15 protein-coding genes are annotated in these 13336 nt (G+C 65.3%); 13 read left to right on the plus strand and 2 right to left on the minus strand.

Annotation, left to right across the window (positions count from 1 at the left end; genetic code table 11):
- The first annotated feature begins 111 nt into the window (after positions 1 to 111).
- Entirely contained in the window at positions 112 to 726 is a 615-nt protein-coding gene (locus tag BFE01S_RS31140) for a VC0807 family protein (RefSeq protein WP_028228873.1), read from the plus strand.
- A 51-nt stretch (positions 727 to 777) separates the two neighbouring features.
- Here the strand turns inward: BFE01S_RS31140 and BFE01S_RS31145 are convergent, their stop codons facing one another.
- Complete coding sequence (locus BFE01S_RS31145) at positions 778 to 2079, minus strand: aspartate aminotransferase family protein (protein ID WP_028228874.1); 1302 nt, start codon at positions 2077 to 2079, stop codon at positions 778 to 780.
- A 76-nt stretch (positions 2080 to 2155) separates the two neighbouring features.
- Between BFE01S_RS31145 and BFE01S_RS31150 the strand changes: the two genes are divergently transcribed.
- The 11 genes from BFE01S_RS31150 (at position 2156) to tkt (ending at position 11923) form a co-directional block, all read left to right on the plus strand.
- Positions 2156 to 3055 (plus strand): LysR family transcriptional regulator, encoded by a 900-nt coding sequence (locus BFE01S_RS31150; protein WP_028228875.1) that lies wholly within the window; start codon positions 2156 to 2158, stop codon positions 3053 to 3055.
- 279 nt (positions 3056 to 3334) lie between these two features.
- Entirely contained in the window at positions 3335 to 4597 is a 1263-nt protein-coding gene (locus BFE01S_RS31155; RefSeq protein WP_028228876.1) for a multidrug effflux MFS transporter, read from the plus strand.
- 16 nt (positions 4598 to 4613) lie between these two features.
- Positions 4614 to 5168, plus strand: coding sequence for a L,D-transpeptidase (locus tag BFE01S_RS31160; protein ID WP_245621246.1), 555 nt, complete (start codon positions 4614 to 4616; stop codon positions 5166 to 5168).
- A gap of 60 nt (positions 5169 to 5228) precedes the next feature.
- The gene (locus tag BFE01S_RS45190) at positions 5229 to 5522 is read left to right on the plus strand and encodes a hypothetical protein (protein ID WP_028228878.1); all 294 of its coding nucleotides are present in this window, start codon (positions 5229 to 5231) and stop codon (positions 5520 to 5522) included.
- Entirely contained in the window at positions 5519 to 6100 is a 582-nt protein-coding gene (locus BFE01S_RS43595; protein WP_042339162.1) for a GNAT family N-acetyltransferase, read from the plus strand. The genes BFE01S_RS45190 and BFE01S_RS43595 overlap by 4 nt, the downstream gene beginning before the upstream one ends.
- Positions 6101 to 6368: 268 nt before the next feature.
- Positions 6369 to 6938 carry an RNA polymerase sigma factor gene (locus tag BFE01S_RS31175; RefSeq protein ID WP_028228879.1) on the plus strand — a complete coding sequence of 190 codons (570 nt, stop codon included), beginning with the start codon at positions 6369 to 6371 and terminating at the stop codon, positions 6936 to 6938.
- Positions 6939 to 6954: 16 nt separating this feature from the next.
- Entirely contained in the window at positions 6955 to 7269 is a 315-nt protein-coding gene (locus BFE01S_RS31180) for a hypothetical protein (protein ID WP_028228880.1), read from the plus strand.
- Positions 7266 to 7562 carry a 4Fe-4S binding protein gene (locus tag BFE01S_RS31185; RefSeq protein ID WP_028228881.1) on the plus strand — a complete coding sequence of 99 codons (297 nt, stop codon included), beginning with the start codon at positions 7266 to 7268 and terminating at the stop codon, positions 7560 to 7562. The genes BFE01S_RS31180 and BFE01S_RS31185 overlap by 4 nt, the downstream gene beginning before the upstream one ends.
- A gap of 66 nt (positions 7563 to 7628) precedes the next feature.
- A complete protein-coding gene (locus BFE01S_RS31190; protein ID WP_028228882.1) occupies positions 7629 to 7874 on the plus strand; it encodes a hypothetical protein in 246 nt (81 codons plus the stop codon).
- An 86-nt stretch (positions 7875 to 7960) separates the two neighbouring features.
- On the plus strand, positions 7961 to 9754 hold the full coding sequence (locus BFE01S_RS31195) for an ABC transporter transmembrane domain-containing protein (protein WP_028228883.1): 1794 nt from the start codon (positions 7961 to 7963) through the stop codon (positions 9752 to 9754).
- 114 nt (positions 9755 to 9868) lie between these two features.
- Positions 9869 to 11923, plus strand: coding sequence for a transketolase (tkt, locus tag BFE01S_RS31200; protein WP_028228884.1), 2055 nt, complete (start codon positions 9869 to 9871; stop codon positions 11921 to 11923).
- A gap of 104 nt (positions 11924 to 12027) precedes the next feature.
- Here tkt and BFE01S_RS31205 read toward each other — a convergent pair whose 3' ends face one another.
- Positions 12028 to 12435 carry a winged helix-turn-helix transcriptional regulator gene (locus BFE01S_RS31205; protein WP_028228885.1) on the minus strand — a complete coding sequence of 136 codons (408 nt, stop codon included), beginning with the start codon at positions 12433 to 12435 and terminating at the stop codon, positions 12028 to 12030.
- Positions 12436 to 12548: 113 nt separating this feature from the next.
- Between BFE01S_RS31205 and BFE01S_RS31210 the strand changes: the two genes are divergently transcribed.
- Positions 12549 to 13319, plus strand: a complete 771-nt coding sequence (locus BFE01S_RS31210) for an SDR family oxidoreductase (RefSeq protein WP_028228886.1) — start codon at positions 12549 to 12551, stop codon at positions 13317 to 13319.
- Positions 13320 to 13336 lie beyond the last annotated feature (17 nt).

The following is a 13336-nucleotide window of genomic DNA, read 5'->3' on the forward strand; positions in this document are numbered from 1 at the left end:
AATAGCGATTACCTTCGTAGCCGTGCCGCACGCCTGAGCATTCACCACCGCCGCAAACACCTGCGCAAACATGCACTCGCCACACGTCCCCTGCCGGTGAAGGAGCGCGCGATGATCCCCTCTACCCGCTACGCGCTCGCGTTCGCCGTCAACGTGGCGTTGCCCGCGCTGGCTTACCGGCTGGCCCTTCCGCACTATGGCCTGCTGGATGCGCTGATCGCATCGGGCTTGCCCGTGCTGGCGTGGATGGCCATCGATCTGCTGAGATTCCGGCACTTCGACGCACTGAGCGCGCTCGTGCTCGCCAGCATTGTCCTCTCGCTCGCCGTGCTGATGTCGGAACCCGGGCGAGGGTTGCGCGAAGCGCGCGATCCGCTGGTAAGCGGCGTGATTGGCGTGTTCTTTCTGCTCTCGCTGGCGTCGCGCCGGCCTCTTGTGTTCTACCTCGCGAGATCGACGCTGGCACGCGAGCGCTCCGGCCAGGAAATCGAGTTCGACCGGACATGGCCAGTCCGCCCGGACCTCGTGAGATCCGTGCGGCTAATGACGGCCGTGTGGGGCATCGGGCTTGTCGGCGAGAACGTGGTGCGGCTCTGGATCACGAGCGACATGAGCGGCCACGACGCCGACCGGCTCTCCACGTTGATCCGGTACGGCGTCTACACCGGACTCACGGTATGGACGATCCTCTACCGGCGCCTCTACATCAAGCGAAGGCAGTCCTGATTCGGGCTCCGTGCCGGTTGCCGAAGCACGGCTGCCGCCCGCCGTGCGCGGTTACACCGAGCGCCGGATCGCCTCCTCCAGCAATTCCAGCCCCAGATCGACTTCCTGCTCGCTCACCGTAAGCGGCGGCGCGATGCGGAAGACGCCGCCCATGCCCGGCAACTGCACGATGTTCATGCTGAGCCCGAGGTTCATGCACTCGCGCGTGATCTTCGCGCCCAGCCCGTCCGCCGGCTCCTTCGTGCGGCGGTCCTTGACCACTTCCATGCCCAGCAGCAGGCCCCGGCCGCGCACGTCGCCGATGCAGCCGAAGCGCTCCATCAAATCCAGCAGCCCGCCCCGGAGCCGCGCGCCCATCGCGTTCGCGCGCGCAACGAGCCCTTCGCGCTCGACCACATCGAGCACGCACAGGCCCACCGCGGCAGGCAGCGGATCGGAAACGTGCGTGGTGTAGAAGAGATAGCCGCGTTCGTGGGCCGTCTCCTCGATCTGTGCGGAAGTCACCACGGCCGCGAGCGGCAAGCCCGCGCCGAGCGTCTTCGAAAGCGTGAGGATGTCCGGCGTCACGCCGTCGCGCTCGCAGGCGAACATCGTGCCGGTGCGCCCCACGCCGGTTTGCGCCTCGTCGAGGATCAGCAGCATGCCGCGCTCCTCGCACTTGCGTTTGAGCGCCGCCATATAGCCCGGCGGAAGCTCGATGATTCCGCCCGAACTCAGGATGGGCTCGGCGATGAAGGCGGCAAGATTGCCGCTCGACTGGCGGTCGATCAGATCGAACGCATAGTCGAGCTCCGCCAGCCAGTCGTAGGCGCCGTTGCGCTCGAAGCGCGGCCGGTACGCGAACGGCGCGGGAATGGCGAACGAACCCACCGACGCGGGGCCCACGCCCTTGCGGCCCGCGCTATAGGTGGCCGAGGCCGCGGCGCCCGTCATGCCATGCCACGACTGTGCAAAGCCCACGATCTCGTAGCGGCCCGTCACGAGCTTCGCCATGCGGATGGCCGCCTCATTCGACTCCGCCCCCGTGCTCAGCAGCAGCGCCCGGTCGAGGCCCGGTGGCGTGATCCTGGCCAGCCGCGTCGCGAGTTCGACCACCGGGCGCGAAAGCATGCCGCTGAAAAGATGGTCGAGCTTGCCCGCGTATTCGTTGATGACCGAAACGATCTCCGGGTGACTGTGCCCCAGCACCGCGCTCATCTGCCCCGAAGTGAAATCGAGGATGGGCCGGTCGTCGGCGTCGTAGACGAAGCTGCCTTTCGCGCGCTCGATAATCATCGGCTCGAACGTGCCGCCGTAGCGGATGAGATGCTCGCGCGCGTTGCGCCAGAACGTTGCGTCGTCGTTGCGGGACACGGAATTCTCCTCGTGGGATGCGGGAATGACTTGCAGTCTAGACGCCGGTCTGCTTTTATAGAAACGAATAGTTCTTATGGAAGCTAGAAGCGAGGCTAATATCTTGAGCGGCACCCTCGAAATCGATCTGTTGCGTTCCTTCGCCGCCATTGCCGAGGCCCGGTCGTTGAGCCGCGCGGCCGGCCGGATCGGCCGGACCCAGTCCGCCCTCAGCCAGCAGATGAAACGCCTGGAAGAGATCGTCGATCAACCGCTGTTCCAGCGCACCGGCCGCGGCGTAGTGCTCACGCATCCCGGCGAGCGGCTCCTGATCCACACGCAGCGCATGCTGCGCCTGCACGACGAGGCGCTGGCCGATCTGCTCGGCAAGGGCTTGTCGGGCAGCATCCGCTTTGGCTGCCCCGACGACTATGCCGCCGTGTTCCTCCCCTCGCTCCTGCGCCAGTTTTCGAGCCAGCACCCGCAGGCGCTCGTGGAAGTGGTGTGCGGCCCGACACCCCGCCTCGTCGAGCAACTCGACAAGCGCGCCCTCGATCTCGCCATGATCTCGCTGCCCGGCGATGCGCGGGACGCGGGCGGCGGGAACGACGACATCATCCGCCGCGAGCCGCTCGTGTGGATCGGCTACCCCGGGCTCGATTCCGCGCACTTCGATCCGCTGCCGCTCGCACTCTCCGACCCGGACACGCTCGACCACATCGCCGCCTGCGAAGCCCTGCAGCGCGCGGGCCGGGCGTACCGTATCGCCTATGCGAGCAGCAGCCTCGCGGGCCTCACGGCGCTCGTGCGCTCGGGGCAAGCCTTCGCCATCATGACGCAGACCGCCGTGCCCGCCGACCTTGCCATCCTGAACGGCGACCCTGCCCTGCCGCCCTTGCCTGCCGTCGGCATCGCGCTGAAGTTCGGACGCAAACGGGCGTCGCATCTCACCACGGCCTTCGCGGAGCACATCCGGCTCACGCTGCCGCTGCTCTGACCGGCCTGCGGCGGCACGCGATAGATCACGGGCCGCGGCGCCCACACCGCGGGCGACACCTCGACCAATGAGGCGGGATTGCCCGCGGCCACGGCCTGCCGGTCGGGATTCAGTCGGGCAAATCCGGCCGGCTACAGGCACAATAGGGAAAACACCGCTGCCGCAGCGTTATATTCCCGAATCGATTCCCGAATCGGTCCCCGAATCGATTCAAGATCCAGTTCGACATTCGAACGAAATCGGTATCGCGCCGCTGCAATCCGTCCTCTCGTTGCCGTCATGACCCAGCCTGCCACTCACCGCGCGGCCCCTGCCGCGCGCGCGCCGAATTCGCCGCGCTTCCTGCTGTTCCTGATCTGCCTGTTCGCCTCCGCCGGGCAGATGGCCATCGACATCTACGTGCCGGCCCTGCCCGCCATGGCGCATGACTTCGCCACCTCGCCGCAGGCCATCCAGTCGAGCGTGTCGGGCTACATGGCGGCCTACGCGCTCGGCCAGCTCATATTCGGCCCCATCGCCGACGCGCACGGACGCAAGCCCGTGCTGGCCTTCGGCCTCGTCGTCTATACGGTGGGCTGCGTGCTCGCGCTGTGCGCGCCCAATCTGGAGACGTTCATCCTCGCCCGCTGCCTGCAAGGCTTCGGCATCGCCACTACGAACCTGCTGGCGAAGGCCATCATCACCGACTCGTTCAAGGGCCAGGCGCTGATGCACATGTTCACCTATATGTCGATTGCATGGGGGCTCGCGCCGATCATCGCGCCGGTCATCGGCGCGCATCTTCAGACGTGGTTCGGCTGGCAGGCCTGCCTCGTCTTCCTGCTCGTCTATTCGCTCGTGATGTGGGGCGCGCTGCTGCGCTACCGCGAAACGCTGCCGCAGCCGGTTCATCTCGAACTGCGCACGCTGATGACGAACGCGGCCAAGGTGCTGGCGAGCCCGGTGTTCCAGAGCTGCTTTCTCGCACAAGGGCTGTGCTACAGCATCCTGCTGGTGTTCAACATCGTCGGGCCGTTCATGGTGCAAAGCACGCTGCACCTGCCGCCCACCTATTTCGGCTATCTCGCGCTGGGCGTGGGCATGGCCTACTTCCTCGGCGGCCTCTCGAACCGGGTGCACGGGCCGAAGCTGCCGAGCGCGGAAGAACGCCTGCGTATCGGCGCGCGCGTGATGGCGCTGGCTGCGATCGTCATGCTGGTGCTCGCGCTCGCGATCGGCCTGCGGGTCTGGACGCTCGCGGCGCCGGTGATCGTGATGGGCTTTTGCGCGGGCGCGATGTACCCCACCTTCATGGCGAAGGGCAATTCGCTGTTCCCGCACATCGCAGGCCTGACGAGCGCGATTCTCGGATGCGCGCTGCTGCTCGTTTCGTCGGCCATGATGGCACTCGCCGGCTTCGTCTCGGTGCAGATTCTCGCGCCGCTCGCAGGGTTCTTCGTGATCGTCGCGTTCACGGTGGTCTGGATGGTGACGAAACTGCTGCGCCACCTGGCGCAGCTCCAGACGGGAGCGGTCGTGCGCAATGGGCGCGAGGTTGCGTAGGCGTATCGTGGAGTTGATGGAAGATCGGCGATTCGCTATTTTTACTGCCGTGGCCGCAGCGGGTCGCCTCCCGCGACGCACCTTTAGCAACACGACGATGCTCATAGCCAATCTCTCCCGCCAAACCTTGACCCTCTTGCGCAACGCAGAGCCCGTGCGCACCTGGCCGGTCTCCACCGCCAAAAACGGTCCGGGAGAAATGATGGGCAGCGGCTGCACGCCACGCGGGCGCCATGTGATTCGCGCGAAGATCGGCGCCGCGTGCCCGCCTGGTGCGATCTTCGTCGGACGGCGGGCGACCGGCGAAATCTATTCGGCCGAGCTAGCCGGGCAGTTTCCGGAGCGCGACTGGATGCTCACCCGTATCCTCTGGCTAGGCGGCTGCGAACCCGGCAAGAATCGCTGGGGCGAAGTCGATACGATGCGGCGCTACATCTATATTCACGGCTGCCCCGATACCGAGCCGATGGGCGTCGCCGCCTCCTTCGGCTGTATCCGGATGCGCAATGCGGACATCGTGGAGGTGTTCGATCTGGTCGAGCCAGGAACGCCCGTTCTGATCGAAGTCTGAGCGCACTCCAGCGGGCATGAGGATGCTCTCCATCGACGATCCTGAGCGCGAACGCCACTCATGGGAAAAAGAACGCCGTTAGTCGTTTCGTTCGTCTGCTTCTGTGCGCTTCTCTCGGTAACGATGTTCAGCGGATGCATGCCCTGGGTCCGAAGCTCGAAAGGCTTCGGGGCTGCCACCTACATCTTGTTGCTGGCGGGGGGCACGGCCGTGTCTGCAGTTGTGTTCGCGGTATCGCTGTTCCGCAATTTCGGTTTCTCAAAGGCGGCCGTTGTCGTCTTGCTTGTCTTCCTGATGTTTATCGTCTTCTATTTCCGCATACTCGACGTCGTTCTCAGCGCTTATTGCCAATGACAAAGGTTTTTGAATCTTCGATACTGCAGACTCCCCGCCTTCGTCTCGAACCGCTGACTGAAAATCACGCAGCAAAGATGTTCGACGGATTGCGCGATCCGGCGGCCTACCGCCATATTCCCGAGGACCCGCCGCGCAGCCTCGAAGAACTGGCGGCGCGGTATCGGATGCTTGCGAACCGCCGCTCGCCGGAGGGTGAAGAGGCGTGGCTGAACTGGGCGCTGATCGACTGCAACGGCGAGCCGCACGGCTACCTCCAGGCCACGGTTCAACTGGCGTCGAAAGAAGCCTGGATCGCCTACTTCGTCTTTGCGTCGAGTCAGCGCCGGGGCTATGCAGGTGAAGCGCTCTACGCGCTCTTGCCGGCGCTGCGCGAAGCATACGGGATTCAACGGATCCATGCCGAAATCGATACGCGCAATGTGGCGTCTATCCGGCTTGTGGAGTCGCTCGGCTTCGAATTCGTCGAGCACGTCAGGAACGCCGACGAGTTCAAAGGTTCGACGAGCGACGAGTTTCACTACTCGCTTGCGGGCTCTCCCCGTTGCCCGCCGAAATGTCGTTCCGTCGATCAATAAAGCCCGCGAGGTCGGTCGTGCTTACCGGGGTCGATGAGGTTTCGGATGATCGTAGAATTCGCCGGAGCCCGTGTAGCCAGTCATGCCATTGAATGAGACTGGCCTGGCCGGAGAAATAGCTGCATAGCCCATCGGACTCCATGATCCGCTGAGGGAAATTCCAGTCGCCCTCGTACTGCATACAACCGCAGATTCCGCGCCCCGCTACCCTCAACAAGAAATTTCCGCCGCCCCACAATATTTCCCATCCTGAATCGTCAACACAGGTATGGAACCGCCGCTCACCCCGACCCAGCCCAGTCCGCAGGACCGCGAAATCGCCACCGCCGTGGCGCGCGAGCGCCCGCGGCTGCGCAATTTCATCCGGCGCCGGGTCATCGATCAGGACGAAGCCGAGGACATTCTTCAAGACGTCTTCGAAGAGCTGGTCGAGGCCTACCGGCTGCCGGACTCCATCGAGCAGGTCGGGGCGTGGCTGTTTCGCGTGGCGAAGAACCGCATCGTCGATCGCTTCCGCAAGCGCAGGGAAGAGCCGCTGCCGGAAACCGCGGAGACCGGGGATGACTATCGCCTCGACCTCGAACTGCCCTCCGCCGACGCCGGACCGGAGGCCGCTTATGCGCGCACGGCGCTGCTCGACGCACTACGCGCCGCGCTCGACGAACTGCCCGCGAATCAGCGCGAGATTTTCATTGCCCATGAACTCGACGGGCAAAGCTTCAAGGCAATGGCCGAGGCCACGGGAACCGGCATCAACACCCTGCTGGCCCGCAAACGGTACGCCGTGCTGCATCTGCGCGAGCGCTTGCAACCGGTGTACGACGGATTCGAGATTTGAAACGAAGGAGCTGCAAATGAGGTATCGCCGTTTTTTCTTCTTCAAGGCGCTGCTGGTGATCGCGTTTATCGCCGTGCTGGGGCTGGTCGTCATGCGGCTGTGGAACTGGGTCATTCCCGATCTCGTGACCGGGGCGCATGCCATCGACTATCCGCGTGCGATCGGCCTGCTGGTGCTCAGCCGCATCCTGTTCGGCGGATTCCGCGGGCATGGCCGCTGCCGCGAACACAAACACTGGCACCGCTGGCAACGCATGACGCAGGAAGAACGCGATCAGTTGCGCAACATGGCGCCGCGCGCGTCGCGCCCGAACACGGAGGCCGGAGCATGACACGCAACACTACCGCGGCCTGCAAGCAGCCGCCCGGCGTGATCGCGCCGTCCGTCGATTTCACGCGCTGCGAAGGCAAGGCCGACTGCGCCGTGGTGTGCCCCGAAAACGTATTCGAGATCCGCCGCATCGACACATCGGACTACGAAAAGCTCGGGCTCATGAACCGGTTCAAGCTGCGCGTGCACGGCATGAAAGTGGCCTATGCTCCCAACGCGCAAGCGTGCCGCGCCTGCGGCCTGTGCGTTTCCGCGTGCCCCGAGCACGCCATCACGCTCGCCCGAACATGCTGACCGCGGCGCAGTCGAAAGCGCCACGCCGCGCCCCCAGCCGCACTCTATGGAGTCCACGCAATGACCATGCTCAGCCCCCATGAATTCTCCACCCTGATGCTGGTGCGCAATGCGCCCGATCAGCTCGACATGACACGCTTCGAACTCGATACCCTGCTGGACTGCCAGCTCATCTCGCTCGAGCCGCGCCTGGGCGAACCCCGTCGCCCCACCCTCACGCCTGCTGGCGTGTCGCTGCTGGATGCCGCCGCGCGGCTCGCGCGCCAGCGCCGCCGCGAAGAAGCCGCGCGGGGCGAGGAGAATCTCGCCTGACCGTCCAACGGCTGTCGCATCCGTGAACGCGCTTCGCGTCGCGGTACTGGCACAATCACTGCGTTTCGGTCCGCCCGCGTATCCTCATGCCCACTTCTGCCTCTTCGTCGCCGCGCGCCGGCTCCCGCGTCGGCCCGCTCCTCGGCCTGCTCCCCTTCCTGCGCCCTTACGCCGGGCGCTGGGTGCTCGCGTTCCTCGCGCTCGCCACGTCGGCGGGCGCGACCCTCGCGCTGCCGGTGGCGTTCAAATACCTGATCGACCGCGGCTTCGCCAGCGGCGAGCGCACGCACATCGACCGCTATTTCCTCACGCTGTTCGCCGTGTCGCTGATCCTCGCCGCGGCCACGGCGCTGCGTTTCTACCTGGTCTCGTCGCTGGGCGAACGGGTGACGGCGGATTTGCGCCGCGCGGTGTATGACCACGTGATGCGGATGAGTCCGCAGTTCTTCGAAACCACCCAGACGGGCGAGGTGCTGTCGCGGCTCACCACCGACACCACGCTGATCCAGACCGTGGTCGGCACCAGCCTCTCGCTGGGCTTGCGCAACTTTTTCCTCATGACGGGCGGCGTCGCCATGCTGGTGGCCACCAGCCCGGTGCTCTCCGGCTATATCATCGCCACGCTGATCGTGGTGGTCGCACCCATCGTCATCTTCGGGCGGCGCGTGCGGCGGCTTTCGCGCGCCACACAGGACAAGGTGGCCAATGCGAGCGCACTGGCGGGCGAAGTGCTCAACGCCATGCCCACCGTGCAGTCGTACACGCAGGAGTCCTACGAAGCACGGCGCTTTGGCGGCGCGGTAGAGATGGCCTTCGAAACGGCGCTCACGCGCATCCGGGCACGCGCATGGCTCACCGCCGTGGTGATCGTACTGGTGTTCGCGGCCATCGTATTCGTGCTCTGGCTGGGCGCACAGGCCGTGCTGGCCGGGCGCATGAGCGCGGGCCAGCTCTCCCAGTTCATCCTCTACGCGGTCTTTACCGCAGGCGCCGTGGGCGCATTGGCCGAGGTATGGGGCGATCTGCAGCGGGCTGCCGGTGCCACCGAGCGGCTCCTGCAACTGCTGGCCGCACGCTCGCCCGTGGTGGAAGCCGAAACCACCGTGCCGCTGCCGGCCCGGGGCGGCGGCATCCGTTTCGAGAACATCGGCTTTTCCTATCCTTCCCGGCCCGGCATTGCCGCGCTTGCCGACCTCTCGCTCGACGTGCGGGAAGGCGAACACGTCGCGCTCGTCGGGCCTTCGGGCGCCGGCAAGACTACGCTGTTTCAACTGCTGTTGCGCTTTTATGACCCGGATGCGGGCCGCATCCTGATCAACGGTGTGCCCACGCAGCAGGTGCCGCTCGCCGGATTGCGCCGGGCGATCGGCGTCGTGCTGCAGGAGTCGGTGATCTTCTCGGGCAGCGTGCTCGACAACATCCGCTACGGCATGCCCGATGCTACGCTCGACGAGGTGCAGCACGCCGCCGCAATGGCCGCCGCAGCCGGCTTTATCGAAGCGCTGCCGCAAGGCTACGACACGTTTCTGGGCGAGCGTGGCGTGCGGCTCTCCGGGGGCCAGCGCCAGCGCATTGCGATTGCGCGCGCGATCCTCAAGAATCCGCCCATTCTGCTGCTCGACGAAGCCACCAGCGCGCTCGACGCCGCCAGCGAGCAACTCGTGCAAAAAGCGCTCGATAACGCCGCGCAGAACCGCACCACGCTGGTTATCGCGCACCGCCTCGCCACCGTGCAGCAGGCCGACCGCATCGTCGTGCTGGAACATGGCCGCATCGTGGCGCAGGGCCGTCACGCCGAATTGCTCCGCACGTCCCCGCTCTATGCCCAGCTCGCGGCCTTGCAGTTCGGCGCACCGCTCGGGCAAACGGTGGAGCCCTGAACGGCGGGGCGGCAGAACCGCGACAGAGGCAGGCCGCCGGTAAGAGCAACCCGTCGCGGTACGAAAATTGCGCAGCGAGGGTCCGGTACGCCCCTGACCCAAAAGGTACGCCCCATGACCACGCCCACGCCCGCTGCCCCCACCCCGCCGAAATCCGTTCCGCCGCCCCGCGACCCGCATCTGCGCGAGATGGCGAACTGTATCCGCTTCCTCACGCTCGACGCGGTGCAAAAAGCCAATAGCGGCCACCCCGGCGCGCCGCTGGGGATGGCCGATATCGCCACGGTCCTTTTCAAGGATTTCATGCAGTTCGATGCGTCGCAGCCCCATTGGCTCGATCGCGACCGCTTCGTGCTGTCCAACGGGCACGCTTCGATGCTGCTGTACAGCCTGCTCTATCTGACCGGCTACGCGGACATGCCGCTCGACGAGCTGAAACGCTTCCGGCAAGTAGGCAGCAAAACGCCGGGCCATCCGGAGTACGGGCATGCCGAGGGCATCGAGCTCACCACCGGCCCCCTGGGGCAAGGCATTGCGGATTCGGTGGGCATGGCGCTGGCCGAGCGCATCCTGAATGCGCAGTTCGGCAACGATCTGGTGAACCATTACACCTATGTTTTCCTGGGCGACGGCTGCCTGATGGAAGGCATCAGCGAGGAAGCCATTTCGCTCGCCGGGCACCTCAAGCTGGGGCGGTTGATCGCGTTCTGGGACAACAATGCCATTTCGATCGACGGGGCCACCCGTCTCGCTGTTTCGGATAACGAAATAGAACGCTTCCGTGCCTCGCAATGGCAGGTTCTGGAGATCGACGGCCACGACACGGACGCGATTCGCCGCGCCATCGAAACCGCTCGCGCAAGCGCGGACCGGCCCACCCTGATCGCCTGCAAAACGATCATCGGCTTCGGCATGCCCACCAAAGCGGGCACGCAAAAGGCGCATAGCGACGCACCGGGCGAAGAAGAGATCGCCGGCGCACGCAAACTCCTCAACTGGAATTCGCCTCCCTTCGACATTCCCGATCCGCTGCTCGAAGCATGGCGCGAAGTGGGCGCGCGGGGCCGCGAGGCACGGCTCGCCTGGGAGGCGCGCGTGCAAGGCGCACCGCCGGCACTGCGCGCCGAATTCGAGCGGCGCAACGCCGGCAAGCTGCCCGAAAACTGGCGATCGGCCATTACGGCGGCGCGCGAAGCGTTCCTCGCAAGCGCCGACGACATGGCCACGCGCAAGGCGAGCGGCGAGGTGATCGACCACCTCTTCGACGCGATTCCCGAGTTGCTGGGCGGCTCCGCCGACCTCACGCCGTCGAACAATACGAAGGCGAAGCATCAGGTCGAGATCGGGCCGGGCCAATACGCGGGTTCCTATATCCATTACGGTGTGCGCGAGCACGGCATGGCGGCGGCCATGAACGGCATTGCGCTGCACGGCGGCCTGATTCCCTATGGCGGAACGTTCCTTTGCTTCTCCGATTACTGCCGCCCCGCCATCCGGCTGGCCGCGATGATGCGGGTGCGCACGATCTTCGTCATGACGCACGATTCGATCGGGCTTGGCGAAGATGGGCCCACGCACCAACCCGTCGAGCAACTCGCCTCACTGCGGGCGATTCCCCAACTGGCCGTGTACCGGCCGGGGGACGCCGTCGAAACCGCGGAATGCTGGGAGCTGATTCTGGAACAGCCGCGCCGTGCGGCACTGCTCGCGCTGTCGCGCCAGCCGCTGCCGCTGCTGCGCAAGGAGCCAGGGAGCGAAAACCGGTCGGCGCGGGGCGCCTATATTCTGCTGGATGCCGAGGGCGGTCCGCGCAGGCTCACCCTGCTTGCCACCGGATCGGAGCTTCAACTGGCCGTCAAGGCGCGCGATATTCTGCACAACGAAGGGGTTCCGACTGCGGTGGTTTCGATGCCTTGCCGACTGCTGTTCGAAGAGCAGGACGCCGCGTACCGGCGGGCCATTCTGGGCGAATCGCCTGCGAGAGTGGCCGTGGAGGCGGCGGTGGAGCTGGGGTGGGACCGGTATCTGGGACCCGAGGGCCGATTCGTCGGCATGCACGGCTTCGGCGAGTCCGGCAAGATTCAGGATGTCTATGAAAAATTCGACATCACAGCGGACGCGGTGGTGAGCGCGGCGCGCGAGGTTCTGCGAAACGTCGAGGCGCGTTGAATCACACCCGCACGGTGCACGACGGCCTCGAAACCATCGAGACGGCGCATTGCGGCGGACCCGGCCAACACGCCCGCCCCTTTTGTCCCGTCACACGGGATACATCAATCCCGCGCGTCCCGCTTCAGGCGCAGCGCGCGCAACTCCGGTTCATGTTTTTCGGCCCATTCCCAGACGCCGCAAAAAGCCGCGCACAAGCTCGTTCCCATTTCGGTCAGCGAATATTCGACGCGGGGCGGGACCTCGGGATACACCGTTCGCAGCACGAGGCCGTCCGCCTCCATGTCGCGTAATGTTTTCGTCAGCATGCGCTGGCTGATCGAGCCGACCAGTTCACCCACGCGCGTAAAGCGCAGCACGCCGTTCTGGGCCAGCACTTCGAGCACGCACATTGTCCATTTGTCCGCCACGCGGCCGAGCACGTCCAGCACGAGCGCATCCAGCTCCGCATTGGACGCGTGCCCCTCGGCGGATTTGAATACCACCCCACGGCGAACGGGTTTGCCTTTCATGCCTTGTCCTGCCCTATTAGTTACCCATGTGTTCGTACCTCACAAAACGGTGCCTACTTCCCGATTGAGAGTATTTGCCATACGCTAGCACAACCTCAAACAGGAGAACAGTCATGCAGACTCGCGGAAACACCATTCTGATCACCGGCGGCGGCTCGGGCATCGGGCGCGCACTGGCGGAAGCCTTTCACCAGCGTGGCAACCGGGTCATCGTTGCCGGGCGTCGCGCAGCCGCACTGGAAGACGTCGTCCGTGCGAATCCGGGTATCGAAGCGTTCGTGCTGGATGTCACGGATCCTGAGGACATCGCCCGCGCAGCGGCCAAAATCGCCACCGAATATCCGGGCCTGAACGCGCTCGTCAACAACGCCGGCATCATGCAACCCGAAGACTGGCGTGCGGCCGAGGTCGACACCGGCATTGCCGAGGCAACCATCGCCACGAACCTGCTCGCCCCCATTCGCCTCACGGCCGCGCTGCTGCCCTTGCTGCACAAGCAGGAAAAATCTGCTGTACTAAACGTTTCGTCGGGGCTGGCGTTCCTGCCGCTCGCCATCACGCCCACTTATAGCGCCACCAAGGCGGCGATTCACTCGTTCAGCGAGTCGTTGCGCTACCAGCTCGCCGGAACGGGCGTAGACGTTATCGAAATCGCGCCGCCGTACGTCCAGACCGAGTTGATGGGCGAACAACAGGCAAGCGACCCCAACGCCATGCCGCTTGCGGAATTCATCGACGAAGTCATGTCGATTCTGGATACGCAGCCGGAGGTTCGCGAAGTGCTCGTCAAACGCGTGCTGCCGCTGCGCTTTGCCGCCGAACAGGGCCGCGACGGCTATGCAAAGCAGTTCGCCGGGCTGAACGACCACTTCGCGGGAAAGTAGGCTCGCAGCGCGCCCGT

It is taken from the genome of Paraburkholderia ferrariae NBRC 106233 (assembly GCF_000685035.1).
Lineage (GTDB): Bacteria > Pseudomonadota > Gammaproteobacteria > Burkholderiales > Burkholderiaceae > Paraburkholderia > Paraburkholderia ferrariae.

What these genes read in the sequence shown, in the direction of transcription:
- BFE01S_RS31190 (WP_028228882.1), top strand. Translation starts at nt 7,629, where the DNA reads ATGCTCAGCCCCCATGAATTCTCCACCCTGATGCTGGTGCGCAATGCG.
- BFE01S_RS31175 (WP_028228879.1), top strand. Translation starts at nt 6,369, where the DNA reads ATGGAACCGCCGCTCACCCCGACCCAGCCCAGTCCGCAGGACCGCGAA.
- BFE01S_RS31210 (WP_028228886.1), top strand. Translation starts at nt 12,549, where the DNA reads ATGCAGACTCGCGGAAACACCATTCTGATCACCGGCGGCGGCTCGGGC.
- BFE01S_RS31140 (WP_028228873.1), top strand. Translation starts at nt 112, where the DNA reads ATGATCCCCTCTACCCGCTACGCGCTCGCGTTCGCCGTCAACGTGGCG.
- BFE01S_RS31150 (WP_028228875.1), top strand. Translation starts at nt 2,156, where the DNA reads ATGGAAGCTAGAAGCGAGGCTAATATCTTGAGCGGCACCCTCGAAATC.
- BFE01S_RS31195 (WP_028228883.1), top strand. Translation starts at nt 7,961, where the DNA reads ATGCCCACTTCTGCCTCTTCGTCGCCGCGCGCCGGCTCCCGCGTCGGC.
- BFE01S_RS31155 (WP_028228876.1), top strand. Translation starts at nt 3,335, where the DNA reads ATGACCCAGCCTGCCACTCACCGCGCGGCCCCTGCCGCGCGCGCGCCG.
- BFE01S_RS43595 (WP_042339162.1), top strand. Translation starts at nt 5,519, where the DNA reads ATGACAAAGGTTTTTGAATCTTCGATACTGCAGACTCCCCGCCTTCGT.
- tkt (WP_028228884.1), top strand. Translation starts at nt 9,869, where the DNA reads ATGACCACGCCCACGCCCGCTGCCCCCACCCCGCCGAAATCCGTTCCG.
- BFE01S_RS31185 (WP_028228881.1), top strand. Translation starts at nt 7,266, where the DNA reads ATGACACGCAACACTACCGCGGCCTGCAAGCAGCCGCCCGGCGTGATC.
- BFE01S_RS45190 (WP_028228878.1), top strand. Translation starts at nt 5,229, where the DNA reads ATGGGAAAAAGAACGCCGTTAGTCGTTTCGTTCGTCTGCTTCTGTGCG.
- BFE01S_RS31205 (WP_028228885.1), bottom strand. Translation starts at nt 12,435, where the DNA reads ATGAAAGGCAAACCCGTTCGCCGTGGGGTGGTATTCAAATCCGCCGAG.
- BFE01S_RS31180 (WP_028228880.1), top strand. Translation starts at nt 6,955, where the DNA reads ATGAGGTATCGCCGTTTTTTCTTCTTCAAGGCGCTGCTGGTGATCGCG.
- BFE01S_RS31160 (WP_245621246.1), top strand. Translation starts at nt 4,614, where the DNA reads ATGGAAGATCGGCGATTCGCTATTTTTACTGCCGTGGCCGCAGCGGGT.